The sequence below is a fragment of the Streptomyces sp. NPDC006430 genome (assembly GCF_040612395.1).
Lineage (GTDB): Bacteria > Actinomycetota > Actinomycetes > Streptomycetales > Streptomycetaceae > Streptomyces.
In genome coordinates this window covers 1-25,934 of the sequence record NZ_JBEXQA010000031.1, presented here as the reverse complement: position 1 = coordinate 25,934, position 25,934 = coordinate 1, and the positions used below count along the sequence as shown (strand labels likewise).

Annotated in this window: 20 protein-coding genes; 10 read left to right on the top strand and 10 right to left on the bottom strand. The window is 71.3% G+C overall.

Going from position 1 to position 25,934, the window contains the following annotated elements; genetic code table 11:
- Positions 1–48: 48 nt before the first annotated feature.
- Positions 49–3,993 carry a CHAT domain-containing protein gene (locus ABZZ20_RS30180; protein ID WP_356875000.1) on the top strand — a complete coding sequence of 1,315 codons (3,945 nt, stop codon included), beginning with the start codon at positions 49–51 and terminating at the stop codon, positions 3,991–3,993.
- A 77-nt stretch (positions 3,994–4,070) separates the two neighbouring features.
- On the top strand, positions 4,071–4,676 hold the full coding sequence (locus ABZZ20_RS30175) for a GNAT family N-acetyltransferase (RefSeq protein WP_356874998.1): 606 nt from the start codon (positions 4,071–4,073) through the stop codon (positions 4,674–4,676).
- 95 nt (positions 4,677–4,771) lie between these two features.
- Here ABZZ20_RS30175 and ABZZ20_RS30170 read toward each other — a convergent pair whose 3' ends face one another.
- Both ABZZ20_RS30170 and ABZZ20_RS30165 read right to left on the bottom strand, forming a co-directional pair.
- Complete coding sequence (locus tag ABZZ20_RS30170) at positions 4,772–5,704, bottom strand: ankyrin repeat domain-containing protein (RefSeq protein WP_356875101.1); 933 nt, start codon at positions 5,702–5,704, stop codon at positions 4,772–4,774.
- Positions 5,705–5,930: 226 nt separating this feature from the next.
- Positions 5,931–6,479, bottom strand: a complete 549-nt coding sequence (locus tag ABZZ20_RS30165) for a hypothetical protein (protein WP_356874996.1) — start codon at positions 6,477–6,479, stop codon at positions 5,931–5,933.
- Positions 6,480–6,774: 295 nt separating this feature from the next.
- Here ABZZ20_RS30165 and ABZZ20_RS30160 point away from each other — a divergent pair, with 295 nt between their 5' ends.
- Together ABZZ20_RS30160 and ABZZ20_RS30155 are read left to right on the top strand one after the other, a co-directional pair.
- A complete protein-coding gene (locus tag ABZZ20_RS30160) occupies positions 6,775–7,278 on the top strand; it encodes a hypothetical protein (protein WP_356874994.1) in 504 nt (167 codons plus the stop codon).
- Positions 7,275–8,546 (top strand): NAD(P)/FAD-dependent oxidoreductase, encoded by a 1,272-nt coding sequence (locus ABZZ20_RS30155; protein ID WP_356874992.1) that lies wholly within the window; start codon positions 7,275–7,277, stop codon positions 8,544–8,546. The genes ABZZ20_RS30160 and ABZZ20_RS30155 overlap by 4 nt, the downstream gene beginning before the upstream one ends.
- 112 nt (positions 8,547–8,658) lie before the next feature.
- Here the strand turns inward: ABZZ20_RS30155 and ABZZ20_RS30150 are convergent, their stop codons facing one another.
- The 3 genes from ABZZ20_RS30150 to ABZZ20_RS30140 all read right to left on the bottom strand — a co-directional run bounded on the left by ABZZ20_RS30150 (position 8,659) and on the right by ABZZ20_RS30140 (position 12,117).
- The gene (locus ABZZ20_RS30150) at positions 8,659–9,675 is read right to left on the bottom strand and encodes a zinc-binding alcohol dehydrogenase family protein (RefSeq protein ID WP_356874990.1); all 1,017 of its coding nucleotides are present in this window, start codon (positions 9,673–9,675) and stop codon (positions 8,659–8,661) included.
- A 151-nt stretch (positions 9,676–9,826) separates the two neighbouring features.
- Positions 9,827–10,810: a hypothetical protein gene (locus tag ABZZ20_RS30145; protein ID WP_356874988.1), complete on the bottom strand. Its 984-nt coding sequence runs from the start codon at positions 10,808–10,810 to the stop codon at positions 9,827–9,829.
- Complete coding sequence (locus ABZZ20_RS30140) at positions 10,807–12,117, bottom strand: flavin-dependent oxidoreductase (RefSeq protein ID WP_356874986.1); 1,311 nt, start codon at positions 12,115–12,117, stop codon at positions 10,807–10,809. Before ABZZ20_RS30140 ends, ABZZ20_RS30145 begins: the two co-directional genes overlap by 4 nt.
- A 387-nt stretch (positions 12,118–12,504) precedes the next feature.
- Here ABZZ20_RS30140 and ABZZ20_RS30135 point away from each other — a divergent pair, with 387 nt between their 5' ends.
- Positions 12,505–13,095, top strand: a complete 591-nt coding sequence (locus tag ABZZ20_RS30135) for a hypothetical protein (protein ID WP_356874984.1) — start codon at positions 12,505–12,507, stop codon at positions 13,093–13,095.
- 126 nt (positions 13,096–13,221) lie between these two features.
- Here the strand turns inward: ABZZ20_RS30135 and ABZZ20_RS30130 are convergent, their stop codons facing one another.
- The 3 genes from ABZZ20_RS30130 to ABZZ20_RS30120 all read right to left on the bottom strand — a co-directional run bounded on the left by ABZZ20_RS30130 (position 13,222) and on the right by ABZZ20_RS30120 (position 20,252).
- Positions 13,222–13,425, bottom strand: a complete 204-nt coding sequence (locus ABZZ20_RS30130; protein ID WP_356874982.1) for a cold-shock protein — start codon at positions 13,423–13,425, stop codon at positions 13,222–13,224.
- 390 nt (positions 13,426–13,815) lie between these two features.
- Entirely contained in the window at positions 13,816–16,227 is a 2,412-nt protein-coding gene (locus tag ABZZ20_RS30125; protein ID WP_356874980.1) for a SpoIIE family protein phosphatase, read from the bottom strand.
- Complete coding sequence (locus ABZZ20_RS30120; protein ID WP_356874978.1) at positions 16,224–20,252, bottom strand: HAMP domain-containing protein; 4,029 nt, start codon at positions 20,250–20,252, stop codon at positions 16,224–16,226. The genes ABZZ20_RS30125 and ABZZ20_RS30120 overlap by 4 nt, the downstream gene beginning before the upstream one ends.
- A gap of 311 nt (positions 20,253–20,563) precedes the next feature.
- On the opposite strand from ABZZ20_RS30120, the gene ABZZ20_RS30115 reads away from it, so the two are divergent.
- Positions 20,564–20,986, top strand: a complete 423-nt coding sequence (locus ABZZ20_RS30115; RefSeq protein WP_356874976.1) for an ATP-binding protein — start codon at positions 20,564–20,566, stop codon at positions 20,984–20,986.
- 47 nt (positions 20,987–21,033) lie between these two features.
- On the opposite strand, the gene ABZZ20_RS30110 is transcribed toward ABZZ20_RS30115, so the two are convergent.
- The gene (locus ABZZ20_RS30110) at positions 21,034–21,378 is read right to left on the bottom strand and encodes an STAS domain-containing protein (RefSeq protein WP_356874974.1); all 345 of its coding nucleotides are present in this window, start codon (positions 21,376–21,378) and stop codon (positions 21,034–21,036) included.
- Between the two features lie 346 nt (positions 21,379–21,724).
- On the opposite strand from ABZZ20_RS30110, the gene ABZZ20_RS30105 reads away from it, so the two are divergent.
- From ABZZ20_RS30105 to ABZZ20_RS30090, 4 genes are all read left to right on the top strand, one after another.
- The gene (locus tag ABZZ20_RS30105; RefSeq protein ID WP_356875099.1) at positions 21,725–22,522 is read left to right on the top strand and encodes a SigB/SigF/SigG family RNA polymerase sigma factor; all 798 of its coding nucleotides are present in this window, start codon (positions 21,725–21,727) and stop codon (positions 22,520–22,522) included.
- A gap of 9 nt (positions 22,523–22,531) precedes the next feature.
- Positions 22,532–22,873, top strand: a complete 342-nt coding sequence (locus ABZZ20_RS30100; protein ID WP_356874972.1) for an STAS domain-containing protein — start codon at positions 22,532–22,534, stop codon at positions 22,871–22,873.
- A complete protein-coding gene (locus ABZZ20_RS30095) occupies positions 22,870–23,826 on the top strand; it encodes a sensor histidine kinase (protein ID WP_356874970.1) in 957 nt (318 codons plus the stop codon). Before ABZZ20_RS30100 ends, ABZZ20_RS30095 begins: the two co-directional genes overlap by 4 nt.
- A 108-nt stretch (positions 23,827–23,934) precedes the next feature.
- Positions 23,935–24,399, top strand: coding sequence for an ATP-binding protein (locus ABZZ20_RS30090; protein ID WP_356874968.1), 465 nt, complete (start codon positions 23,935–23,937; stop codon positions 24,397–24,399).
- 100 nt (positions 24,400–24,499) lie between these two features.
- On the opposite strand, the gene ABZZ20_RS30085 is transcribed toward ABZZ20_RS30090, so the two are convergent.
- Positions 24,500–25,630: a mechanosensitive ion channel domain-containing protein gene (locus ABZZ20_RS30085; RefSeq protein ID WP_356874966.1), complete on the bottom strand. Its 1,131-nt coding sequence runs from the start codon at positions 25,628–25,630 to the stop codon at positions 24,500–24,502.
- Positions 25,631–25,934: the final 304 nt, after the last annotated feature.

Sequence of the window (25,934 nt, the reverse complement as noted above, 5' to 3'; positions counted from 1 at the left end):
GGTTGGGATAGATCATGCGCCTGATGCACCGGCGACAGGGGGCTGTCCATGACCGACCCGCTCGACCGCCCGACGACCCTGCAAACGATCCTTGAGACTGCCCTGTCGAGCTTCAACAGGTGGCAGACCCAGCGCGACCCCGAGGCGTTGCGGACCTCCCTCCACATGTGGTCCGTCCTGCTCGCGGAGCTGCCGGCCGGCTCGCCCCACCGGCCGTCGTGCCTGACGGAACTGGGGCGCGCGCTGCGCGGCTGGTTCGACCTGACCGGTGACGTCTGCGCACTCGACCGAGCGGTCGAGGTGAGCGCGGTCGCCGTGGCGGAGGGCCAGGCACTCGACGACCCGTTCCTGTCCGAGCAGTTGTCGAATCTCGCGCTGGCCCTCTGGACGCGTTTCCGGGCCGGCGGCCGGCTGACCGATCTCGACGAGGGCATCACGGCCGTACGCCGCAGCATCGCCACCGCCCCGCCCGGGCACGAAAGCCTTCCCGCTCGCCGCAGCAACCTCAGCCAGATGCTCATGCAGAGATGGGAAGGGGCCGAGGCGCCCGCCGATCTCGCGGAGGCCCTCACCGTCGTGCGCGAGGCCGTCGTGGACATGGATGCGGGCCACTCCCTCGCCGGTGTCGCCCACCTCAACCTGTCCGAGCTCCTTCAGCTGACGTACCGGGACACACACGCCGCCTCCGATCTCGAAGAGTCGATCGAGGCGGCCCGCGAGGCGGTCCGGCTGTCCCGACCCGGTGATCCAGTGCACGCCAAGGCCTGGGGAGGACTCGCCCGGAGGTTACTGCTGAGGATGCAGTCCGCTGGGCGGGACGGCATCGAATCGGGCACCCGCGTCGACACCGGCATCCGTACCGCTCTCGAAGAACTGGTCGGGGCTGCGCGGAACGCGGTCGACCTGGGCGACCCGGACGATCCGTACGGCCCCCTCGATCTCTTCTGCCTCGCCTCGGCACTACACCTAAGGGGTACGTACACGGACGTCAAGGAGGACCTCGACGAGGCGATCACCCTCTACGAGAACCTCCTCGCGGCACGTCGCGAGTCTCCTGACCGCACCCGCGTCGTCCAGGACCTGGCCCACGCCCTCGTGCTGCGCCACCAGTGGACGAACGACGCCCGGGACATCCACTCCGCCGTACAGCACTTGCGCCTCGCCGCTCGGGACATGCCTGACTCCGACCCCGAACTGCCCTCGGTGTTGCTCTCCCAGGCCATCGCCCTCTCGAGTCTCTACGACGAACACACGGCGGAAGCGGCAGAACTGGACGAGGCTGCCGACCTGGTGGCCAGGGCCATCTCGCTCAGCGCCGAAGGCAGTGACGAGATCTCCCTCCTGCGGGCTTCACTCGGCGAGCTCCTGATCCGGCGCTTCGAGGACCGCGGCGACGCCGCCGATCTGGAGGCAGCGACAGCGATGTCCCTGCGGGCGGTACGGGACACCCCCCTCGGTGCGGGCCATCGTCGGCCGGTCACCCACGCGGCCGTTGTGGTGCTGCGGGTGCGTGGTCTGCACACTGGTGTCCGGGCCGACTTCGACACCGCGGTCGCACTCGCCCGCGAAGCCGCCGAGGACACGGGGCCGGGGCAGCATGACCGGACCCTCGTACTGCTCGATCTGGGCAATGCCCTCCAGGCGCGCTACGAGCACGGTGGCGTGCTCGACGATCTGCACCGGGCCATCGACGCCAAACGCGGGGCGATCCCGTCGGGCCGGCTCTCCGCGACCCAACGGGCCCTGTGCCTCAGTGGGCTCGGACATTCCCTGCGGACCCGCTTCGAGGTCTCGGGCGACGTCGCGGACCTGACCGCCGCGGTCGCCGCCTGCGCGGAGGCCGTGGCAGCGGTGAAGGCCGACCACCCCTACCAGGACCGACTCCTCGCGAACTTGAGCCTCGCCCTGGAAGCGTCCTACCTGCGCCATGACCGCCGCAGCGATCTCGAACGGGCCGTCGTATGCGCACGGACGGCTGTCGGTGCGACCCCACCGCGATCGCACCGACTGCCGATGAACCTGTGCAATCTCGCGATCATCACCCAGCACCGCTTCTCCGAGTCGCAGGACCCCGGCGATCTCGAAGCAGCGATCACGGCCATCCGGAAAGCCATCGCGGTCGCCTCCGACGACCATTCCGACCAGGTGAAGTTCCTCTCCAACCTGTGCCGGATGCTGCATGTGCGGTACGACCTCCTCGGCCGGGAAGAGGATCTCACCGAGTCGGTCAACGTCGGCCGTCTCTCCGTCGAGCGGTGCCCCCGTGACCACGAGAGCCGCGGACGCTGCCTGGTGATCCTCGGAGAGTCCCTCAACCGTGCAGGTCTCGTCGCCGAGGCGATCGACACCTTCCGACAGGCCGCCCGGCTGTCCACCGGCATTCTGCACCTGCGGCTCGCCGCAGCGAGGAGCTGGGGTGTACTGGCCGCCACGCAGAAGGAATGGGAGGAGGCTCTGCGCGGCTACGCGTACGCCATCGAGCTGCTGCCCCAGGCCGCCTGGCACGGCCTGGAACGCACGGACCGCGAGCACTTCCTGTCCACGGCGCAAGGGCTCGCCTCGGACGCCGCGGCCGTCGCCATCGAGCAGGGCCGTCTCGCGCGCGCCGTGGAGCTCCTGGAACAGGGACGTGGCGTCCTGCTTGCGCAGGCCCTCGACGCGCGCACCGACCTGGACGAACTCCGGGCCCTGGACCCGGACCTGGCGGGGGCCATGGACGGGGTCCGAAACCGACTCGACCGGGCGGGCGATGCGGGAAGGGACCGCGAGACACGGAACCTGTCCGCTCATCAGGTGGCGCTGGATTCCCAGCACCGCCGGGAAGCGGCAGCCGAATGGGACCGACTTCTGGAACGGGCCAGGGCCCTGGTGCCGGACTTCCTGCGCCCACGCCCCTACCACCGGCTGCGCGAGGCCGCCCGGGGCGGTCCGGTCGTCATGGTCAACGTCAGCCGGTACCGCAGCGATGCCCTGGTGGTGACGGCCGGTAGCGCGTTGCCCCGTCTCATACGGCTGGAGCGGATCTCCCGACCCGTGGTCAACGGGTGGGCGCGCGAGCTCATCAGCGCCTTCCGGGGGCTTGAGGACACCACGGCACAGGATCGGAACGACACCGTCCGATCACTTCTCGCATCGCTGTGGACCGACATCGTGGATCCGGTCCTGACCGCGCTCGACTGGCCTTCGCAGCCCGCGGAGGGGGCGGAGCCCCGCCTGTGGTGGTGCCCCACCGGCGCCCTCACGATGCTTCCCCTCCACGCGGCGGGGTTCTGCCCCGCACCCGGTGACGAGCCGAACGACGACCCCCTGCCCGCACACACGAACCTCCTCGACCGCGCCGTCTGCTCGTACGCGCCGACCCTTCGCGCCCTCCTGGAGGCCGGCCGGCGACCGGCCGGCGCCACGACCGAGATGCTGGGCGTCGCCGTACCGAACGCAGACGGAATGGCGGAGCTGCGCCACGCGGTCCCGGAGGTCGGCTCCTTGCGCGAGCAGTTCCCCACGATGACGGCCGTCATCGGGCCGCAGGCGACCCGTGACACGGTCCTGGAACAACTGGTGTCCCACTCCTGGCTGCACTTCGCCGGCCACGGCTCGCAGTACTCCCTCGCCGGAGGCGCACTGCACTGCACGGACCACGTGATCAGCCTGCGGGAGGTGACCGCCCTCCGGCTGACCGCAGCGGAACTGGCGTTCCTGTCCGCCTGCGATACGGCAGGCGGAGTCGCCTCCCTGGCCGACGAGTTCGCCCACCTCGCGGGCGGGCTCCACCTCGCCGGCTTCCGTCACGTGATCGCGACGCAATGGTCGATCAGTGATCTACGGGCCCCCCAGGTCGCCCGGGACTTCTATCGAGCCCTGGGTACGGCCCCGTACTCCGCCGGCGGAACGCCGGATGCCGCCGCCGCTCTGCACGTTGCGGTTCGCCGACTCCGCCGCTCCCGCCCGGAGGCGCCCGCGCTCTGGGCGCCGTACCTGCACACCGGTCCGTGACCGCGTGCGCTCACGAGGTGGCGCGATCGGCACGGCGCCGCACGCCGGCCACGGGTCGGCTTTGGCATGATGCCGTGATGGTCACTTCGATAGCACCCGTGGTCCCGGCCGGCAGCATGGGCAACGGCGAGCAGCCGCACTTCCGCCTTGCGAGCGGCTTCGGGTTGCGGCCGTGGCAGCAAGAAGACGCCGAGGTACTGGTGGAGTCCTGCCACGACCCGGAGGTCCAGCACTGGAATCGGCCCGGGGACCTCTCGTTGGACGCGGCGCGCGAGAGGATCTCACGCTGGCGGCAGCGCTGGCAGGCGGAGGAGGCCGCGATCTGGGCGGTCTCCCGCCCTGTCGACGGCAAGGCCGTGGGACTGATCGGGCTGGGTGACCTGGACCTTCAAGGGGGTGACGCCGAGTTCCTGTACTGGCTCCTGCCGGCAGGCCGCGGTCACGGGGTCATGGCCGACGCAACGGTCCGGATCAGCCGGTGGGCGCTGGACGATCTGGGCCTGCACCGTCTCCGGATCACCCACTCCGTTGCCAACCCGCAGTCCTGCCGGGTCGCGACCGACGCGGGCTTCTCCCTGGAGGGAACCATGCGGAGCGCCCTGCTGCACGCCGACGGATGGCACGACGAACACCTGCACGCCCGCGTGCAGGGTGACCGCTGGCCGTCCGACGGCCCGGAGTGACGCAATCCCTTCGCTTTCCCTTCGGCATCCCTACGGCTTGCGGTCAAGGTGAAGAGGGGGCCTGAAGCCCGACGCAGACCCTTGCAGCCGTCGCGTCAGAGCTCCCAGTAGTCCCGCTCAGGGAGTTCGACCCAGATGTCGGGCGGCCCCACGACGGCGCGTGCGTCGGTCAGCCGAAGCCCTGCGAAGGCACACGCGTACGCCACCGCGTTGTACCGGTAGAGGTAGCAGGCCAGGACTTCCTCAGGGGTGTCGTCCAGGTCCGGGCCGCCGCCCGGATGGAGATCCCAGCCTTCGACGTCACCGTCGCGGAGGATGCGGCCCTGATTTCCGCTCTTCGGGTTGGCGTACAGGCCGTAGCAGACCGTACCGGCGGACAGCCGGGCCAGTACACCCGGCATCGACGGCGCGTACCCCCACGGCTGGGTGACGACGCAACCACCCGGCACGGTCGTCACGCCGACGATCCGTAGGCTCTCGTCGAGTTCGTACGCCCAGGGTTCGTCGAGGAGCGCCTCCGGTTCCTCGACGTCCGCCGGTGTCGCCTCCAGGCGGCGTACCGCTTCCTCGGCGTCGATCCCGGCGACGCAGGCCAAACCCGTTCCCTCGACATGGATGCTTCCCAGCGCGGCGACCAGCCGTCTGCCCTCCCGGGCCGCCGTGCGCTCCGCACCGCTCAGCCCGCGCTCCGCCCCGGGCGCCACGAACAGGTCCGGTGTCGGCCCGGCGAGGCTGAGCCGACCCGGTGACCAGCCGCCGATCAACGGCCGCCAGGGATCGGCTCCGGCAGCGGCGAGGGCGCGCGCGTTGTCGGGGCGGTCGGACAGCACGGCCTCCCACAGCGCGGTCGTACCGTCCTGGAGCGCGTCCACGTCGCCGACGCGTCGGGCCAGTTCCGTGACCACCTCCGGTGAGCCGAAGACCGCTGCCCGGTGCAGGGGACGCCCTGCGCTCCACACGTCTGGATCCGCACCCTGATCGAGGCGCCGTCGGACGTCGTCGTGGTCCCGCCAGCTCTCCCAACCCATTCCCGCCCAGCCGTGATCACGACCCGTCACCGTGCCCCCTCCGAAGCCGATCCGGACGGCTCTTGGCGCCGCCCGGTCCGTGCAGCATCGCAGTCGGGTCTGACAGTGCCGGGCGTCGGCCGCTGCCACGGAACACGACGGGGAAGCAAGGACCTTCCAGGTGACCCGTCGCGCCGGCGACCGTGTCCGCCGCGACCCCAACGACTGAGGTGGTGCCCGGACCGGGTCAGGTGCCCACCGGCGGCCGACCCTCACGGTCCGGCGACACGCCGAGGTCGTGACGCATGGCGGCCCGCATGGCGCGCAGCAGGTCCCAGACCTCGTACTGGGCCCGCGCCGCGGTCTCCATCGTCTCGCCCGGATCGGGCTCACCCCGTTCGAGGCGTTTGACCTGGCCGTAGGCCTTGTTCAAAGCTCGGTTGACGGCGCTCGCCCGCGCGAGCACCTCGTCGGGCGCCGTCATCTGCGCTTCGGAGTACTGGTCGCGGTGGGCGTTCTTGGCCGCTTCGAGCGCGTCCGTGTCCGCGTCGTCCACGCCGCGTTCCCTCATGACGTGCAGGTGGCGGTTGAGTGCCGTGGTGAACTGGCGGGCGTCTCGGTTGAGTTCCACGTAGCAGGAGCGTCGCAGGGAGAGGTTCTCGCGGATCTCCTCGTGGCCCCGGACGAGTTCTATCTCCCGGCGCTTGGCACGTTCCGATCCGCGTTGGGTGAGTACCGCCCCTCCCAGGGTTCCTGCGACTCCTGCCACTGCGATGATCACTGAACTGAGCTCCACCGACGCACTCCCGTGAACTTCCTCGGCCACGCGCCCCTCCGCCCGTGGCCCGAGCCGTCAAGTGTGCCGGGCGCCCTGACGTGCCGGAGCTCGCGCGGGCGGGGGGAACAGGGCGGGTAGGGGCGGGCGAGCGCGCCAGCGCGTGCGGGGCCCCCGGAGTGCCGCATCACCGCGAGGCGGTCGATGAGTGCATCCGTGGCGGGCCCCGCGCGCGAAGGTCATTGTGAAGGCCGGGCAGCACAGGAGATCGACATGCGGGCCGTAGGCAGCGTGTGTGGAGAGTGAGGAACCGCCGATGCGACAGACCTCTTCGTCGGGTGACTGCGGGTCGAGCAGCTCGCTCGCCACCCCCGTCCTCACCCTCGACCTCGACCTCAACCGCGTACTGGGCATGGCGACCGCCCTCTACGGCGTCGGGATCGCGCTGCGGCCCCGGTGGTTGGCAGCTCCTTGCGGGCTGCCGATGCGGGCCGACGGCAGTGTCCCGCCCGCCACCCGGGTGCTCGTCGCCGCTCTGGGCGCCCGCGACGCGGCCATCGGGGCGGCCATGGTCGCGGCCCGGGACGCACGGTCCCGCCGCCTGGTCACGGCGTGCCGGATCGCCTCGGACCTCTCGGATGCGCTCGTCTTCGGCACCATGCCGGCGGGCGACCGGGCCTCCCGTACCAAGGCGGCTGCCATCGCGCTGAGCTGGGGCGCCCTGTGCGCGTGGAGTCTGCGGACACCGCCGACTGCGGTCGCCACGGCCGGGGGCGGCATCACGGACGGCACCGGGACGGCCGTGAGGAGGTGCCGATGAGCGGCGGACGCAGCGGGCGCCCGGGTGTCCTCGTCGTGGGGGCGGGGCTGGCCGGACTCACCTGCGCCGCCGATCTGGCCCGGGCCGGGGTACGCGTACGGGTTCTGGAGGCGTCCGATGCGGTGGGCGGGCGCATGCGCACCGACCGCCGGGACGGATTCCTCGTGGACCGTGGATTCCAGGTGTTCAACACCTCTTACCCGCAGGTGAAGCGCCGGCTCGACCGAGCCGCACTGCGCCTGAGGCCGTTCACGCCCGGAGCGTTGGTGCACCCGAGCGGGGGCGGGGACCCGGTCCGGTTGGCGGATCCGACCCGGCGTCCGGCCGAAGCGGCCGGGATGCTCACCGGTCGGGGCACGTCTCCGCTCGGGCGCGTGACACCGCTCGGGCTGGCGGCACTGGGCGCGTTGACGGCGTTCGACGCGCTCGCCCCCGCTCGCGCCCTCAAGAGGATTCCGGAACGCACCACCCTCCAGGAGCTGTCGCGTTGGGGCGTCGACGATGCCCTCCTCGACGGATTCCTGCGCCCCTTCCTGTCCGGCGTCTTCCTCGACGATGCTCTGGAGACCTCCAGCCGGATGTTCCACCTGACGTGGCGGAGCCTGATCCGGGGCAGTCTCACGCTCCCGTCGGCGGGGATCGGCGCGGTCCCTGCGCAGCTCGCGGGCACCCTGCCGCCCGACTGCGTGGAGTTCGGCGCTCCGGTGGCCGCCGTCACCGGTACGGGGGTCGCCCTGGCCGACGGTACGTGGCGCGACGCCGAGGCCGTCGTGGTCGCCACGGACACCGATTCCGCCTCGACGCTGGTCCCCGCGCTCGGCCGGACCGCCACGCGTACCGTGACGACGTACTACCACGCGAGTCCCCACTCGCCGCTCGGTGAACCGACCCTGCTCCTCGACGCGGAACAACGCTTCCTCAACAGCTGCGTCCTCACGGAGGTCGCTCCGGAATACTCCAGCGACGGGCGGGCGCTGGTGTCCACGTCGGTCCTCGGCAGGGACGTCCCCGGGCGGGAGGCCCCGCTGCGCGCGGTCCTGTCCGAGGCCTACGGAGCGGACGCGGGCGGGTGGCAGCTGGTGGCGGCCGTCACCGTGCCCGGCGCGCTGCCCGCCATGGTGCCGCCGTGGCCGCTCAGCCGGACCAGCCGGTTCGGCGACGGCCTGTACGTGTGCGGGGACCACCGTGCCACCGGCTCCGTACAGGGGGCCATGGCCTCCGGGACCCGGGCGGCCCGCGAGCTCCTCACCGACCGCGCAGCACGGTGACGCCGCCTCCCGCGGGCTCCGGGCCCGCGGAAGGGCTCACGGTCCGGGCCTGCTGACGGCACGCGGGCCCGTCCGGCGCCCACGCTCCCGCCGCCCGGCGGGACGGGTCGGGTCAGACCGCTTCCCGATCCCCGACGGCCTCCGTCATCCTGGTTGCCCGTTCGTCCCCGCCGGCGGGGACGAACACGATCCGGGCCCCGGATCGCGTCGGGGATTCCCAGGCGGCCTCCACATCGGCCATCGCAACGGCCACCACCTCGGTGGTCGGCGTCAGGGCCGGTAGCCGGGCGAGCAGCTCGCGCAGGGCGGCATCGCGGCGGGCGCCCGAGATCGAGCCCAGCCCGCTGCCGCAGACGCTCACGTCCGCCTTGCGCAGCCACGCAGAAGGCAGGGTCATGTCGGCCCCGGCCGCGGAGCCCACCTGTACCCACCGCAAGGGCCGGGCGAGATCGGCACGGTGGCGCAGGATTCCGTCGAGGGCCAGCTCGGCAGGCCGGTCCCACAGGTAGTCGAGCACGATGTCCACGTCGGCGGCTGCCGCGCCGAAGGCGTCCGCGACCTCCTGGTCCGGGCCGCCGAGGGTCACCGTACGGTGGGCGCCCAGCGCTGTCGCGGCCCGGAGCGCCAGTGGATCGCGCCCTGCCGCCACGACTGAGCCCGCTCCTTGGTCGAGGGCCAGTTGGATGGCGGCCCGCCCGGCGTTGCCCGTGGCCCCGAGGACGAGCACCGACTCCCCCCGGCGGAGCCGGCCGCGCTCGCGCAGCGCGATCCACGCGGAGGATGCGGGGTTCATGACGGCGGCGACAACAACCGGGTCGAGCCCCTCCGGTACGGGCATGAGCGCGGCCGGCGGTACGGCGACGCGCTCGGCCATCGTGCCGTGCGGGGGCTCCAGCCCCGAGACGTAGACGAGTTCGCCCTGCGGGGTACGGCCCACACCGTCGAACCCGGGGATCAGCGGCAGCGCGGCGCCTCCCGTGTAGTGGCCGCCCGACGCGAACGAGCGCACCAACGGGTACAGCGCGGCCGCCAGCACCTCGACGACCACTTCGCCGGCCGCAGGAGCGGGCTCGGGCACGGACTCGTACCGGGGCGGCTGCCCCAGGGCGTGGACCACGGCTGCATACATGAATTATCCCCCAAATGGGTGATAAGGCGGCATGACGGACCGTCCGATTGTGACGGCTCCCGGCCGGGCACGGCGGCTGCGCCACGCGGGTGGACTTGCACGGGGACGGCGGCGCGCCGGGCACGGCGGGGCAGGGCAGGGATTCGACTCTTCATCGGCCCGAGGTGACGGGGCGGTGCGCTCCGGCCGAGTGGACGAAGTCCGTCAGGGAGACGGTGTAGTCCCCCTCCTGGGGGCGGTACGCGGTGCAGTACCGGGTGGGGTACCAGCCGGGGGTCCGCCAGGCCGCCGGCTGGGGAACGTCCTCGCAGGTGCGGTGGGCGGGGGCAGTGCGGTGCCTTTGGAGGAAGTCCCTGGTGAGCATGGGTTCCATGAAGATGAGATCGCCCGCGTACGCACCGTAGATGAAGGTCTGGCCGCTGAGCGTGCCGGTGGACGGAGGCCGGCTGTCCAGGTGTGCGCCCATGGCGCCCTCGGCGGTCTGCGGGCTGCTCGCCGGGTAGCCAGCGGGCAGGTAGGCGGCCGGGACGGGTCGGGCGGCGGCGGCCAGTTGGTCGCAGGCGATGAGCAGGGCGCACCCGCCGGCCTTGATTCCCGCCCGAACCTCCTGGGGAACGAGATAGAAGTGCACGTCGAAGTGGGCGACGTCGTAGCGGCCGTGGGGGTTGTGCCCGTGCGGGTTCCAGTTGAACAGCACCCACCGGAAGGGCAGCCCGGACGGGACGGCCGGAGCGGCTGGCAGCGCGAGTTCGAGACCGTGGCCGCCGACGCACTCGTGACCGGGGTCGATGCGCCCGTCGGCGTCCGCGTCGAAGCAGTGTCTGCCGTCGGTGACCGCGGTGGGCAGCCCGGTGAGGGCGGAGGCGGTCAGCGAGATCCCCAGGGTCCTGGGCGTGCGGCCCTGGAACTCGCTGTACGTCCGGACCGTCCCGCCACCCAGTCGGGCGGCGGGACCGTACCGCGAGCAGATCGCGTGGCCGGTGCTGGTGACGGTGCCGCAGTCGGGCAGGCGGGCGGCGGAGCCGGAGGGCGGCGCTGGGGGAGGCGTCCGTCCGGTGGTGGACAGCAGCGCCGCCAGCAGTGCGCCGGAGGCCAGTGCCGCGGAGGCGGTGGTACGTATGCGGGAGCTGTTCATACGGGGACGCTCCAGGAGGTGCGCGCGTTGAGCGCTGTGGCGTCCACGCCGGTGACCTGGCGCGTACAGGACTTGATGCCGTCCAGCCTGTCCTCCGGCAGGACGTGGCGAATGTCGAGGAAGCCGTTCGGGGCAAGGGCTTCCACCTGTCGGAGCACCGGGTCGGGTTCCAGACGGCGGTGCGCCGCGAGGAGGCGCGTGGCCTGCGGACGGCGGGTCGCTTCGTACCGCGCCAGGGCCTCGTCAACGCCGTGGTGGGCGAGTTCGTAGGCCAGCACGCGGGCGTCCACGATGGCCTGCGAGGCGCCGTTGGATCCGGTCGGGTACACGGGGTGGGCAGCGTCACCGAGCAGGACCACGCGGCCGTCCGTCCACGCCGGCAGCGGGTCGCGGTCGATCATCGGGTACCGGACGATGCGCGGCGCCCCGGCGACGATGTCGTGGAGGTCGAGGAAGTCGCTGCGCCAGCCTTCGACGTGCTCCAGCACGTCCTGCGGCGGTACCGCGCGGTCCCAGTCGGCACCGCCTCGCAGGTCCTCTTCCTCCGGGGCGCCGTCCGGGCCTTCATCGGTGCGGGCTTCCACCACCCAGTTGAGCAGGCACCGCCCGCCGTCCTCGGCACGGGAGACCGGATACACCACGGCCTTCACCCTTGCGTTGCAGCCGATGATGACCATCGTGCGCCCGTCGAGGAAGGGCCGGCCCTCGGTCACCCCGCGCCACATGGATATCCCGTTCCCGAGCGGCGGACCTTCGTGCGGGTACATGGTCGCGCGCACGGCCGAGTTGATTCCGTCCGCGCCGATGAGCAGGTCGCAGGAGAACGGGGCGGACTGTTCCGCCCCGTACGCCCGTACGGTGTTCCGGCCCCGCTCCCGGCCCTGTTCGTACCGGAGCAGGCGGCGTCCGGTGACCAACGCCTCGGGGCCGAGCCGGTCCCGGACCGCCGACAGCAGCAGTTCCTGCAGCCGGGCCCGGTGCACCGAGTACTGCGGCCAGTTGTAACCGGCGCCGCGCCCGCGCGGCTCCGACCAGATCAGCCCCCCGTAGCGGTGGTGGTACTCCAGCCGGGAGGTCGCCACGGCCACCTCGTCGAGCGCCTGCGCCAAACCGAGTTCGGTCAGCTCGCGTACGGCAGCGGGCTGGAGGTTGATCCCCGCGCCGACGGCGCGCAGGTTCGGGCACGCTTCCACGACGAGCACGTCGTCCAGTCCGGCCGCATGAAGGCTCAAGGCCGTGGTCAATCCGCCAATTCCGGCGCCGGCGATCAAGATGCGCGGAGATTTCTTTCGACCGTACGGAGACATGCCCTTCTACCTCCTGGGAAATGACCCCCTCCACGGAAAGCGGTTGTTCGTCGGGGAGCGCAACCGCTTTCGAAAGAGGCAGCCGGCAGAGATCGAGATATACAGGTCAGACAGCACCGTTCACCCAATCAGACTACGGCCAAGTGCCACCTGATGGGCGGCAAGGCTTTAATCAGGTGTCGGCAACAGAAAGGCTGCGACATGCATCACGTGACGTTTGAACCGTGCGACGTCCAGCGCCTCCAGCATGCTGTTGACTACGCCATCCACGCTTCCGATAAATCACTCGAAGCTCTCCTGCCACCCTGGATACCCGGCGATCTCAAACGGGAAATCAAGAACGGGTGCGTTGTTTCGCATTGTGCGACGCTCCTGTTCCCGGAGACGGTGGAATCCGCTCTCGCGTACTTCGAGGAAAACGGCTGGCCGGCCTCGACCACCATACCGAGCGTGCTGGTGAAGCGCCGTCTGGTGGAGCGTCACTGGCTCCCCGACGATGCGGACGTACGGGTGACGCGGCTGCGCGTCACGACCGGCTTGGCACCGGAGGTGGAGGTCTTCCTCTTCCCGCGGTCCAGCCCGGGGTACACGAAGGAAGTGGGGACGGAGGAGCGCGTCCACGGATTCGAGAACCACGTCGGTCTCTTCATGGACACGCCCAACGAGAGCGCGCTCACCCGCCTGGCGGACCGGCTGGAGACCACCGGCCGAATGGTGTACGAGGGTTCCGCGCACAACCCCCACGAGAACACCACCATGCTCTACTTCGCCCCCAGCGCCTCCGTGGCCACGGCCCGACGCCGCTTCCCGCGATGGGAACTCCAGTGCGCGGGTGACCTGACGGCCTTCGCCGACCGGCGGCCCGTCCGGACTCAGGCGCTGTGCAGCGCGTACGCGGCGCTCAGGGCGAACCACAGGGACGCCGGCTCGACGCGGTTCGCCCACCGGCCCGTGGCGGTGTCGGTCGCGGAGGGCTGACCACCGGGTGCTTCGCGGGCTCCCCGCCCCGCCCCGGACCGAAACCGGGTGCACACGCGCGAGACCCCCGTGCCTGTCGAGAAGCTCGCCAGGTACGGGGGTCCGGTGCTGGAGGGGGCTGGGGAATCAGGCGGGGGTGATGTTCTCCGCCTGCGGCCCCTTCTGGCCCTGGGTGACGTCGAACGTCACGGTCTGGCCCTCCTGGAGCTCACGGTAGCCCGAGGCGTTGATCGCGGAGTAGTGGGCGAAGACGTCCGGACCGCCACCGTCCTGCGCGATGAAGCCGAAGCCCTTTTCAGCGTTGAACCACTTCACGGTTCCCGTAGCCATACTGATGCCTCCCAGTCGAGTTCGCCTCCCGCACGTCACGGAAAGCGGAGGTGATCGCCCTGGTCCTTCGTCAGCACAGCAAACCGCCCACACCACCGGTGCAGGCGAGGGCACTTCGAACCACGACAGCTGGGCATGACGCTACACGGCAACACCCCCGTACCACCACAGGAAACGATCAGCCGTCGAGAAAGGCACGCGCGAGGACGACGTACGGTCGGCGGAACCGGCCGGAGACGGAGCACCCCCGGAGGCCGCCGGAGGCCGCCGGAGGCCTCGGGACGCCGGCCGGTGCCTCGGCGGTTCGGGGCCGCGGACGGCGCCCCCGGTCCGCCGGGGCGCCGTCCGCCGAACGGCGTGACGCGACGCGCCGCCCGCTCGCCGACCCGCTCAGCTGACCTGAATGCCGATCACGCAGGTGTCGTCGTCCGTGTCGGACCGGCTCTCGGACAGGAGGTGGTCCAGTTGCCGGTCCAGGTCTCCGGCGCCGGCGGCTGCCGCGTTCATGAGGTGGCCGAGCGAGTCCTGCACCGAAGAGTCCCGCCGCTCCACCAGGCCGTCCGTGAACATCAGCAAGGTGTCGTCCGGTTCGAGCTGCACCTCCCGCTCGACGTACGTGACGTCGGGCAGGGCGCCGAGCAGCAGGCCTTCGATGAGCGGAAAGGCACCGGCCTCGCCGCCGCGGACGAGTACGGGCGGCAGGTGACCGGCGCGCGCCCAACGCATCACCCTGGTGCTCGGGTCGAAGAGGCCGCAGACGGCGGTCGCCGTCACGTGCTTGGCCAGGTGGTGGGTGACCGTGTTGAGCCAGGAGAGCAGTTGGGCGGGACCCGCGCCGGTGACGGCGAGGCCGCGCAGGGCGTTGCGCAGCACGACCATGCCGGTGGCCGCCTCGATGCCGTGTCCGGCGACGTCGCCCACGGACAACATGATGAGCCCGGAGGGCAGGACCACGGTGTCGTACCAGTCCCCACCGACGAGCGACTCGGTTTCCGCCGGCCGGTAGCGAACGGCGACCCGCAGTCCCGGGGCCTCGATGGCCGGCGGAGTGGGGGGCATGATGGCGTGCTGGAGCTGGAGGGCGAGCCGGTTGCGTTCGGCGGACTCGGCCTCGGTGTGGGCGAGCTGGTCCCTGGTCGCGGCCAGCGCGACCTCGGTCCAGTGCTGGGCAGAGATGTCCTGGTAGGCGCCGCGCACGGCGTGCAGCCGCTGGTTCGAGTCGAGGACGGGCTCGGCGACGACCCTGATGTGCCGGGTGATCCCGTCGGGTCGCCGGAGGCGTAGGTCTACGGAGGCGGGCCTGCGGTAGCGCAGCACCGCCCGCAGGAAGCGGCCGAGGGCGGCGGAGTCGTCGGGATGGGCGTAGCCGGGCAGTTCTCGCAGCGGTACGGGGGGTGCGCTGGCCGGGAGGCCGTGAAGGGCGTAGAGCTGTGCGTTCCAGGTGACCTCGCCGGTGGCGAGGTTCTCCTCGAAGCCGCCGATGCGGCCGAGGCGCTGGGCGTGCTGGAGGAGGTTGGCGAGTCGGGCCGTCTCGTCCTCGATCCGCCAGATCAGCAGGACGGCGGCGCCGTGCCGGCTGACGCTGATGTCCGCGACCGAGGTGAGCGGGATCTGGTCGACGAGCGCGGTCAGGCTCATGCGTTCGGCCCGGAAGGGCTCGCCGGTCGCGTGCACGCGTTCGATGATGTCGAACAGTCCGCTCTCGCCGCCGGCCATGGGATAGGCCTCCAGCAGCAGCGCACCGTTCACGTCGCCGCGCGAGCGTCCCAAGGGGTCGACGAACCGACTGCCGGCGTGGCGTATGCGGAAGTCGGTGAGTCGTCCTTCGGGATCGAGGACCGGGGTGAGCACCATGGCGGGGTCCTGGAGCCCCTCGGCGAGGTCGATCAGCTCCGAGACGTCCGGGAGCACCGCTTCGGCGGTCGTGAGGTCGCGCGGTGGCGAGGCGTCCATGGTGCGGGCGCACAGCTCGGCCAGGGCCTCGACCTGGCGTTCGATCTGCGGTGGCTGCGGTGCCAGGGGTTGCGGCCAGCAGATTTCGAGGACGCCGTGGATCCGTCCGCCCGTCCCCGCCGGTACGGCCATGCGTCCGCCGTCGGGCCACTGGAGGTGGCCTATCGAGGGCAACCCTTCGTGTTTCAGGCGGGCGAGGGTGACCAGGCGGCGCTCGCGCAGCGCCAGGCCGGCAACGGTGGAGACCCCCGGGGGGACGTGACGCCAGCGCGCGGCCTCCCTGGGCGGGAACCCGGCGTGGCCCGCGAGGGACAGCGAGCCGTCGGGCACGGCGGTCCACACGGCGACGGCGGTCGCCCCGAGGGGCTCCAGCGCGTGCGTCAGGAGGGACTCGGCCACGGCCTGGGTGTCGTCGGCGGCGGCCAGCACGCCGCTCTCGGCGGTACGCAGGCGTACCGCCACCGTGGAGTGCCGTGCGCAGGACGGGTCGGCCGTACCGGTCCGTTCGACGAATTCGGCGGCGATCTCACTGACGTGGTCGCGGGACGCCTGGTTGACGATGTCCGCGGCGAGTTCGAGCGGGGACAGCCCGCTCTCGCGGCACAGCAGGTCGAGCTGGCGTGCCGCCGCGGCCGGGGTGCAGTGCAGCTGCCCGATCAGGATGCCCTTGGCCAGTTCGACCAGGGCCCGGCCGTCCGCGGCCGCGTGCGCCTCCTGCACCTCGCGGCGCAGCCGTTCGACGGTGGCGACGAGGCGTCCCAAAGGAGTCGCGGCCTGGTGCGGGACGGTGTTCCCGGCCGGTCCGCCGATCACGGACGGGTCGTCGTGCGGGTGCGTGTCGGCGGTCATCGCGTCAGCCAGTGCCGGACGCGGCCGATCAGGTCGTCGGTGTCCACCGGCTTGGTCACGTAGTCGCTGGCGCCCGCGGCGAGGCTCTTCTCCCGGTCCCCCGGCATCGCCTTCGCGGTGACCGCGATGATGGGCAGGTCCGCGTAGGCGGCCATCCGCCGGATCTCCGCGGTGGCGGCGTAGCCGTCGAGTTCGGGCATCATCACGTCCATCAGGATGAGGTCCACACCGGCGTGGCGGGTGAGTGTGTCGATGCCCTTGCGGCCGTCCTCCGCGTGCAGCACGCGCATGCCGTGGAGTTCGAGGACCCCGCTGAGGGCGTACAGATTGCGTGCGTCGTCGTCGACGACGAGGACGGTGCGTCCGGCGAGGCCGTCGTCCCGCCCGGCGGCGGCCGGCCGCCGCCGGGCGTCGCCGGGCACGAGTGGCAGGACGTCACCGGGCTGATCGGCGGACAGGTGCAGCACTATGCGTTCCCGCAGCTCGTCCAGGCTCGACAGCAGTTCGAAGTGGCGTGACGCGGACCTTTCCCGCAGGGCTTCCTCCTGACCGGTCTTCACCCGCGGATTGCTGTGGGCGAGGACCGGAAGGGAGGAGAGGGCGGGGTCTCCTTCGAGCGCGTCGAGGAAGCGCAGGGCTTCGCCGTCGGGCAGGTCGAGTTCCAGGACGACGCAGTGGAACGCGTCGGAGGCGAGGGCGGCGGCGGCCTCCCTGGAACTCGTGGCGTTGACCACCTGGATGCCGCCGTACTCCCGCGTCGCCCGATCGCCGGGGGCGAGATCACGGTCGGCGCTCTCGGCGACGAGGGAGAGCAGGCCGTTCGGCCGTTCCTCGATCACCAGGAGGCGGCGGGGCCGTTGCTGCGCCGGGAGGGCGGGCGTGCCCGGTCGGTCCGCACCGGTGGTCGCGGACGCGTCGCCGTGCGGCACCGGGGCAGGGGCGTCCGCGAGGGGGGCCTCGTCGTCCGCCCGGCCGACCGGCAGGTAGAGGGTGAAGGTGCTGCCCTGGCCCGGGGTGCTCTCCGCGGTGACGGCGCCGCCGAGGAGCTGGGCGATCTCCCGGCTGATGGAGAGGCCGAGGCCGGTGCCCCCGTACTTGCGGCTGGTGGTGCCGTCGGCCTGCTGGAAGGCCCCGAACACGGACTCCAGCTGCTGCTCGGGGATGCCGATGCCCGTGTCGCGCACCCGGAAGGCCACCATGGCCCCGCGTCGCGGGAATCCGGTGGGCAGTTCGGAACCGGTCGCCGGTTCGATACGGAGTTCCACGCCGCCGCGCTCGGTGAACTTGACGGCGTTCGACAGCAGGTTGCGCAGGATCTGACGCAGCCGCGAGTCGTCGGTGAACAGGTCGTCGGGGGCATCGGGGGCGGTGGTGACGGTGAAGTCGAGGCTCTTTTGCGTGGTCATCGGCCGGAAGGTGGCGTCGACGTAGTCGAGCAGCTGCGGCAGGTTCACCCGCTCGGGGTTGACGTCCATCTTTCCCGCCTCGACCTTCGACAGGTCGAGGATGTCGTTGATCAGCTGGAGCAGGTCCGAGCCCGCCGAGTGGATGATGCCCGCGTACTCGACCTGCTTCGGGGTGAGGTTGCGGGTGGGGTTCTGGGCGAGCAGCTGGGCGAGGATGAGCAGGCTGTTGAGCGGTGTCCGCAGCTCGTGGCTCATGTTGGCCAGGAACTCGGACTTGTACGTCGAAGCCAGCGACAACTGCTGTGCGCGGGCCTCCAGTTCCTGGCGGGCCTGTTCGATCTCCAGGTTCTTGGCCTCGATGTCGCTGTTCTGGCTGGCGAGGAGCGCGGCCTTCTCCTCCAGTTCCGCGTTGGAGCGCTGGAGTTCCTCCTGCTGGACCTGGAGTTCCTCCGAGCGGGCCTGGAGTTCGCCGGTGAGGCGCTGGGACTCGCCGAGGAGCTCGTCGGTCCGGGCGTTCGCGACGATCGTGTTGACGTTGACGCCGATCGTCTCCATCAACTGGGCGAGGAAGTCGCGGTGCACGGGTGTGAAGGCGGTGAAGGAGGCGAGTTCGATCACACCGAGGACCTGGTCGTCCACCACGATCGGCAGGATGATCAGACTGCCCGGGGTGGTGTGGCCGAGCCCGGAGGAGATGACGTACTCCCCGGGAACCTGGTCGGTGGCGATGATCCGGCGGCTGCGGGCCGCCTGCCCGACGAGGGACTCGCCGAGGGCGAAGCCGGTGCCCTCCACGGCACCCGCGGGACGGCCGTAGGAGCCGACCAGGGTCAGGACGGTGCCGTCGGCACCGTCCTCGGCGAGGTAGAAGGCTCCGTACTGGGCGGCGACCAGCGGCGTCAGTTCGTCCATGACGAGCTCGGCGACGGCCGCGAGGTCGCGGTGGCCCTGCATCAGGCCGGAGATCCGGGCGAGGTTGGACTTCAGCCAGTCCTGCTCCTCGTTGGCGCGGGTGCTCTCCCGCAGCGAACCGACCATCGAGTTGATGTTGTCCTTGAGTTCGGCGACCTCGCCCGAGGCGTCGACCGTGATCGAGCGGGTCAGGTCGCCCTCCGCGACCGCGCTGGCGACCTCGGCGATGGCTCTGACCTGGCGGGTCAGGTTGCCGGCGAGCTCGTTGACGTTCTCGGTCAGGCGCTTCCAGGTGCCGGAGACGCCCTCGACCTCGGCCTGGCCGCCGAGCCGGCCCTCGCTGCCGACCTCGCGGGCGACGCGCGTGACTTCGGCGGCGAAGGAGGAGAGTTGGTCGACCATCGTGTTGATGGTGGTCTTCAGCTCCAGGATCTCCCCGCGGGCATCCACGTCGATCTTCTTGGACAGGTCGCCGTTGGCGACGGCCGTTGTGACGAGGGCGATGTTGCGGACCTGGCCGGTGAGGTTGTTCGCCATCGAGTTGACGTTGTCGGTGAGGTCTTTCCAGGTGCCCGCCACGTTGGGAACCCGTGCCTGCCCGCCGAGGCGTCCCTCGGTGCCGACCTCGCGGGCCACCCGGGTGACCTCGTCCGCGAACGCCGACAGCGTGTCGACCATCGTGTTGATGACCCCGGCCAGGGCCGCGACCTCACCCTTCGCCTCAACCGTGATCTTCTGCGAGAGGTCGCCGCGGGCGACGGCGGTGGCCACCTGCGCGATGGACCTCACCTGACCGGTCAGGTTGGACGCCATGACGTTGACGTTGTCGGTGAGGTCCTTCCACGTGCCGGAAACCCCTCGGACCGTGGCCTGGCCGCCCAGGTTGCCCTCGGTACCGACCTCACGGGCGACGCGCGTGACCTCGTCCGCGAACGCCGACAGTTGGTCGACCATCGTATTGATGGTCTCCTTCAGCTCCAGGATCTCCCCGCGCGCATCGACCCTGATCTTCTGCGTCAGGTCGCCCTGGGCCACGGCGGTGGTGACCTCGGCGATGGAGCGCACCTGGGCGGTCAGGTTGTCGGCCATGACGTTGACCGATTCCGTCAGGTCCTTCCACGTGCCCGAGACGCCCTTGACGTCCGCTTGCCCGCCGAGCCGGCCCTCGGTACCGACCTCGCGGGCCACCCGGGTGACCTCGCCGGCGAATCCGGAGAGCTGGTCGACCATGGTGTTGATGGTCTCCTTCAGCTCCAGGATCTCCCCGCGCGCGGTGACGGTGATCTTCTGGGAGAGGTCGCCCCGGGCCACGGCCGTCGCGACCTGGGCGATGGAGCGCACCTGGGCCGTGAGGTTTCCGGCCATGAAATTGACCGAATCCGTAAGGTCCAGCCAGGCTCCCCCGACCCCCGGTACGTCCGCCTGACCCCCCAGGGTCCCCTCGGTGCCCACCTCGCGGGCCACGCGTGTCACCTCGGACGTGAACAACGCCAGCTGGTTGACCATCCCGTTGAAGACCGTGGCGATCTCGCCGAGTAGCCCGTCCCCCGCATCGGGCAGCCGTGTACGGAAGTCCCCGTCGCGCACGGCCGTCAGCCCGGCCAGCAACTGGCGCAGCTCCGACTCGCCGATCCCGCCCGCACTGCCACTCCCGCTCGGGAACGCCGGCGCCCCGCCCAGTGGATCCGTATCCGCCCGCTCGGCCATCAACCAACCTCACTCTCGCTACAAGCCGCGCCGGTGCACGGACGGCCCTGACACACCGAGGCACGGCGGAGCGCCCGGCCTGCCGAGATCCGCCAGCGCCGCAGCACCGGTCGGTGAAGGCTAACGCCGCCGGAGGGACGAGGGGACACGACCGATCACGTCCGGGGCCGGGCGGCTGTGACCACTGCCCGGCCTCGTCCTACCCGAACCCTCGTTCGCGCATCATGCTTGCTCACGGCCGGGGTGCTCGCCCGGGCTCCGGGTAGACGTACCGGTGTCGAACACACGACGGCAGAATTCAGGTGAGGGCATTGGCGGTCAGGGCCGTGGGCTGGGCACGATCGTTCCCCGTGTCGGAGGGCGTCCGCGCGGCGCGCGAGTGGACCGCGGGCCACCTGGCGTCCCTGCCGTGGAACGGCTCGGCAGCCGACACGGTGCACTCCGTCCTGCTCAGCGTCTCCGAACTCGTCACCAACGCGCACCTGCACGCCGCCGCCACCGCCCACCTGGTGCTGACCTGGGACGGCCACTGCCTGCACGTGAGCGTCGCCGACGCCGATCCGCGGCTGCCGGGCTCCCGCGAGCCCGACGCCGACGAGGGCGCCACGTCCGGCCGCGGCCTGGGGATCGTCACCGCTCTGGCCGATTCCCTGGACGTCCACACATGCCACGGCGGCAAGGCGATCACCGCCTGCTTCCGCCCGACCGGTGGGCCGGACCCGCACGACGGCTGACGTGCGCACGGCCTCACGTGCGTACGGGCTGACCTCCCACGCCGCGCTCACGACCCGAGGGCGTCCTCCACGCTCGGGTACAGCGAGAGGACGGTGTCGGCGCCGGTCAGGGCGAACAGGCGCCTCAGCTGCTCGCCGGGGGCCGCGATGCGCAGGGCGGTGAGGTGGTGTACCCGCAGCAGCAGGTTCAGGAAGGAGGAGTCGCCGAAGGTGATGGAGCCGGCATCCAGCACCACCAGTCCGTGCTGATCGGCGGCGGAGACGAGCGCCTCCTCCAGCGGGGCCAGCGTGTCCTGATCCACCTCCCCGCGGGCCGCCACCACCCACCCGGGTCCCGCCGGGTAGCTGTCCCCCACCACTCCCTCGTGGTGCGCGTCGCTTGCTCCGGTCATGTCCGCCTCCCCGGATCGTCACCTGTGCGGTCTCCGCAAGGGAGTATGCCTGCTCGTACCACCGGCGGGGACGTCACGCCGCGCGGCGCCGGCGCCCGTCGGCGACACGGCCGACAGGAGGGGCGGAAAAACCAGTCGGGCGAACGCCGTGTAGGTCCGCGAAGTCGGGGCATGAGCGCCCGGGCAGCCGTAAGTCAATCGGGAGGGAACGGCCACCATGTCTCGCTTCGCCGCCGTCGTGAGTCCCATGCATGCAACAGACGTGCAGGTACCGGCTCGTCACCGAGCCGTGGACGGAGCACCAACGCCGGACGTGGCACTGCCCCAGGTGGAGAACGCGCGGGAGATGGCGCCCGCTGACGCACGTCAGCTGTCGAAGCTCTTCTTCGGGAGGCTGCGCCGCCTGGAGGAGGGGACGCGCGCTTACCAGTACGCCCGCAACACCCTGATCGAGATGAACCTCTCCCTCGTGCAGTTCGCCGCACGCCGGTTCCGGGCCCGCGTACTGGGCGGCGGCCTCGACATGGACGACATCATCCAGGTGGGCACCATCGGCCTTATCAAGGCCATCGACCGCTACGACCCCGAGCGCGAGGTCGAGTTCTCCACCCTCGCCCTCCCGTACATCACCGGTGAGATCAAGCGCTACTTCCGCGACACCACCTGGGCCGTACACGTCCCCCGTCGCCTACAGGAACTGCGGACGGAGCTCGCCAAGGCACAGGAAGCGCTGACCGACGTGCTGGGCAGGGCCCCGACGGTCAGGGAGGTCGCCGAGCACCTCGAACTGTCCGAGGAAGAGGTCCTCGACGGGCTGGTGGCCGCGAACGGCTACACGAGCGGTTCCCTGGACACGGCCGGCTCCGACAGCGACGTGCCGTCCACGACGAGCCGGACGACGCGCCCGCTGGCGGAACGGATCGGCGACGTCGACCCCGCCATGGAACTCTTCGAGGACTTCCACACCCTGGCCCCGCTGTTGGAGCAGTTGGACGAACGCGATCGGCTCATCCTGCAGATGCGCTTCGGCCAGGAGAAGACCCAGGCCGAGATCGGCGGCGAACTCGGCATCTCCCAGATGCAGGTCTCCCGCATCCTGTCCCGTACTCTGGCCCGGCTGCGCGCCGGAATGCTCACCGTGTAGGCCGCGGCCATGTCCACGCCCCACCGACACGACCGGTCCGTCCCGGCCCTGACCGCCCTGCCGTTGCGGGACCGCCCCGGCACGCGCCTGAGCGGCAGCTGCGACCTCGACACCCGGCAGGTCCTGTCCGCCGCGCTCGGCGTCGTGGCCCGGATTCCCGGACCGGTCGTCCATCTCGATCTGTCGGCGGTGGCGTTCCTCGACGCGGCGGCCGTCGCCGCCCTGGTGCAGGCGTCGACCACCCTCAACGGGCAGGGTCGGCGCCTGTTGCTCCACCACCCTCCCTACTCGCTCCGCAAGGTTGTGGAGATGTTCCCGGACGAATGCGCCGCGCTGGAGGTCGCAGCATGATCACCGTTCCTGCGCCCGCCGGGCCCGGGGCCTTCGTCCATCCCGCCCTCTTCTACCAGGACCTCACGGAGTACCTGGTCGGCGTGGGCGACTTCGTACGCGGCGCACTGGCGGCCGACGAACCGGTCCTGGTCGCCGTGCCCGGCCCCCACTTGGACGTCCTGCGCGAGAGCCTCGACCCGGCCCCGGCCGGTGCGGAGATCGCCTGGACGGACATGGCGGAGCTGGGCCGTAATCCGGGCCGCATCCTGGCCGCCTTGCAGGACTTCGCCGACCGGCACGCGGGGCGGGCGTCCCGGATCGTCGGTGAGCCGATCTGGCCCGGCCGCTCCCGGGCGGAGGTGCTGGAGGCGACCCGTCACGAGGCCCTCATCAACACGGCCTTCGCGGGCCGGCCGGCCACCGTCCTGTGTCCGTACGACGTACGGGGGCTGCCGCCCTCGGTGGTGGCCGACGCCCGCCGCACGCACCCCACGGTGATCGAGAGCGGCCGGGTCCTGCTCAGCCCGAGTCACACCGACGCGCCGACGGTCTGCGCCGACTGCGATCGTCCGCTGCCCGAACACGACGGCTCGGTACTGCGGTTCGAGTACGCCCACGGAGGGCTGGCCGAGCTGCGCGAGTACGCCGCGGCCTGGGCCCGCAGCACTCCCCTCGCCCCGGCGCGGCGCGGCGATCTCGTGCTCGCCATCAGCGAAGCGGCGGCCAATTCCCTCTCCCACGGAGGCGGGAGGGGCACGCTCCGCCTGTGGACCGCCACCGGGAAGGGCGTCGTCGCCGAGATCCACGACGCCGGTCGCCTGGTCGACCCACTGGCGGGGCGCCGCCGCCCTTCCCTGACATCGGCCAACGGCGGACGCGGCCTGTGGATGATCCACCAGCTCTGCGATCTGGTCGAGGTGCGCGCCTCGGACGACGGGCTCACGTTGAGGCTCCACATGGCCACCCCCTGACACGAGCGGTCCCCTACACTGTCACGGCAACCAGAGACCAAAGGCGAAGACCGAAGACCAAAGACTGCAGATCCAAGAGCAGCGTCGAGGTGGGGGTGAGAGACCACAGTGGAGACCATCGGACCCGAGACCGGCGGTCCCGTGCGCACCGGTCTTCCCCTCGGAGGGCAGCGCCGTCGGCTCTCCCTGGCGGGTGTCCGCGGCCACGTGGCCAAGGGGCGCGACTTCACGCGCCACGCCCTGCGGGACTGGGGCTGGGACGGGACCGAGACCGCCGAGGACACCCTGCTCCTCGTGTCCGAGCTGCTGACCAACGCGTCACTGCACGCGGGCGGCTGCCTCGAACTCGTGCTCACGGGCGGCGACGTCCTGCGGGTCGAGGTGTTCGACGGCACGACGGTGCTGCCCCGCCGCCATCCGGCCCCGCAACGCGGTGTCCCGGGCGGCCACGGCCTGTACATCGTCGAGCGTCTGTCGGATCGCTGGGGTGCGCACACCCACCAGCACGGCAAGGCCGTCTGGGCCGAGATCGAGATTGCCCGACTGACCTCAGGCAGGCCCGCAGGGCGGTGAACCGTGCCCGCCCCGCTCACCCTCCCGTAGGCCCTCGCCCGGCGCCGGTGGCATCAGCGGCTACGACGCCCTGGGCGAGCAGGGCGTCACCGTGAAGCCGTCATCGGCGCTGGTCGCGCTCGCTTGTGCCCACGGGCCCGGCGTCGCCGGTTCCGGCGGCGGATGAAGGTCCCAACGGACCCGGACCCGGACCCGGACCCGGACCCGGACCCAGGATGATGCGCGGCAGGGCGTCCGGATGCTTCTCCGCGAGCCAGGCGATCAGCCGCTCACGTACGGCGCAACGCACCGTCCACAGGTCGTCGGCGTCCTTGGCCGTGACGACGGCGCGCACCACGATGGTGGAGGGCGTCGTCTCCGTGACGGCGAGGTCCCAGCCACGGCCGTCCCACTCCCGGCAGTCGTGCAGTATCTCGTGGACCTTCTCGCGCATCAGGTCGACGGGCGCACAGGGGTCGCAGTGGAGGAAGACGGTACCGGTCATCTGGACTCCGCCGCGGGACCAGTTCTCGAAGGGGCGCGTGGTGAAGTACGAGACCGGCATGGTGATCCGACGCTCGTCCCAGGTACGGACGGCGAGGAACGTGAGGGTGACCTCCTCCACCACTCCCCACTCGCCCGCCACCACGACCGTGTCGCCGATGCGCACCATGTCACCGAAGGCGATCTGGAAGCCCGCGAAGAGGTTTCCGAGGGTGGACTGGGCCGCGACACCGGCCACGATGCCGACGATCCCGGCGGAGGCGAGCAAGGACGTGCCGAGCGCGCGGAAGCTGGGGAACGTGAGGAGCATGGCCGCGGCCGCCACGACGGCCACGACGGCCGTCACGACCCTCATGATCAGGGTGACCTGGGTGCGGACCCGGCGCACCCGGGCCGGGTCACGGGTGCCCGTGGCGTAGCGGGCGTAGGCCGACTCGACGAGGGCGGAGGCCACGCCCACGATCAGCCAGGCGCCCGCGCCGATCAGGGCGAGCGTGAGGATCCGACCCGCGGCGGCTGCGTTGTCCTGCACCGGTCTCCATGCCGTCTGTTGCTGGGCCCCCCTGAGCAGCGCAGCGAGCAGCACGATCTGCTGGGCGGGGCGACAGCGGCGCAGCAGGTTCCACAGGGGTGTTTCGGGGTGGCGCGCGTCGGCCCGGCGGAGCAGCAGGTCGACGACCCATCCGGCCGCGACGGTGAGGAGGATCGAGCCTCCCAGGACGGTCAGCAAGCGAAGAGCGGTGCTCATGTCACCTCGGCGGAGGTAGGCGGCGTGGACCCTCACGCGCCTGCCCACCGGGAGGGAGCTGACACGGGGCCGACACAAGACCCGACTGCTCCGCCGACGGCCGGCGGTAGTTCCTCCATACAAGTGAATCCCTCGTCCGCCGCCGGTGCGGAAGCGCCGATGACACGCGAGGGGTCCCTCCTGCCCCTTCGGTCGGTGGTCCGTGCCCTCTGATGCTCCTATTGGCAGTCAAGGGCTGCTGAGAACCTGAGGGTGGCCCGGTCAGGTTTGGTTGGGGTGCAGGGCGACACTGTCCGATCCGACG

Coding starts and splice junctions, on each gene's coding strand:
- ABZZ20_RS30180 (WP_356875000.1), top strand. CDS start 49: ATGACCGACCCGCTCGACCGCCCGACGACCCTGCAAACGATCCTTGAG.
- ABZZ20_RS30175 (WP_356874998.1), top strand. CDS start 4,071: ATGGTCACTTCGATAGCACCCGTGGTCCCGGCCGGCAGCATGGGCAAC.
- ABZZ20_RS30170 (WP_356875101.1), bottom strand. CDS start 5,704: ATGGGTTGGGAGAGCTGGCGGGACCACGACGACGTCCGACGGCGCCTC.
- ABZZ20_RS30160 (WP_356874994.1), top strand. CDS start 6,775: ATGCGACAGACCTCTTCGTCGGGTGACTGCGGGTCGAGCAGCTCGCTC.
- ABZZ20_RS30155 (WP_356874992.1), top strand. CDS start 7,275: ATGAGCGGCGGACGCAGCGGGCGCCCGGGTGTCCTCGTCGTGGGGGCG.
- ABZZ20_RS30150 (WP_356874990.1), bottom strand. CDS start 9,675: ATGTATGCAGCCGTGGTCCACGCCCTGGGGCAGCCGCCCCGGTACGAG.
- ABZZ20_RS30145 (WP_356874988.1), bottom strand. CDS start 10,810: ATGAACAGCTCCCGCATACGTACCACCGCCTCCGCGGCACTGGCCTCC.
- ABZZ20_RS30140 (WP_356874986.1), bottom strand. CDS start 12,117: ATGTCTCCGTACGGTCGAAAGAAATCTCCGCGCATCTTGATCGCCGGC.
- ABZZ20_RS30130 (WP_356874982.1), bottom strand. CDS start 13,425: ATGGCTACGGGAACCGTGAAGTGGTTCAACGCTGAAAAGGGCTTCGGC.
- ABZZ20_RS30125 (WP_356874980.1), bottom strand. CDS start 16,227: ATGACCGCCGACACGCACCCGCACGACGACCCGTCCGTGATCGGCGGA.
- ABZZ20_RS30120 (WP_356874978.1), bottom strand. CDS start 20,252: ATGGCCGAGCGGGCGGATACGGATCCACTGGGCGGGGCGCCGGCGTTC.
- ABZZ20_RS30110 (WP_356874974.1), bottom strand. CDS start 21,378: ATGACCGGAGCAAGCGACGCGCACCACGAGGGAGTGGTGGGGGACAGC.
- ABZZ20_RS30105 (WP_356875099.1), top strand. CDS start 21,725: ATGGCGCCCGCTGACGCACGTCAGCTGTCGAAGCTCTTCTTCGGGAGG.
- ABZZ20_RS30100 (WP_356874972.1), top strand. CDS start 22,532: ATGTCCACGCCCCACCGACACGACCGGTCCGTCCCGGCCCTGACCGCC.
- ABZZ20_RS30095 (WP_356874970.1), top strand. CDS start 22,870: ATGATCACCGTTCCTGCGCCCGCCGGGCCCGGGGCCTTCGTCCATCCC.
- ABZZ20_RS30085 (WP_356874966.1), bottom strand. CDS start 25,630: ATGAGCACCGCTCTTCGCTTGCTGACCGTCCTGGGAGGCTCGATCCTC.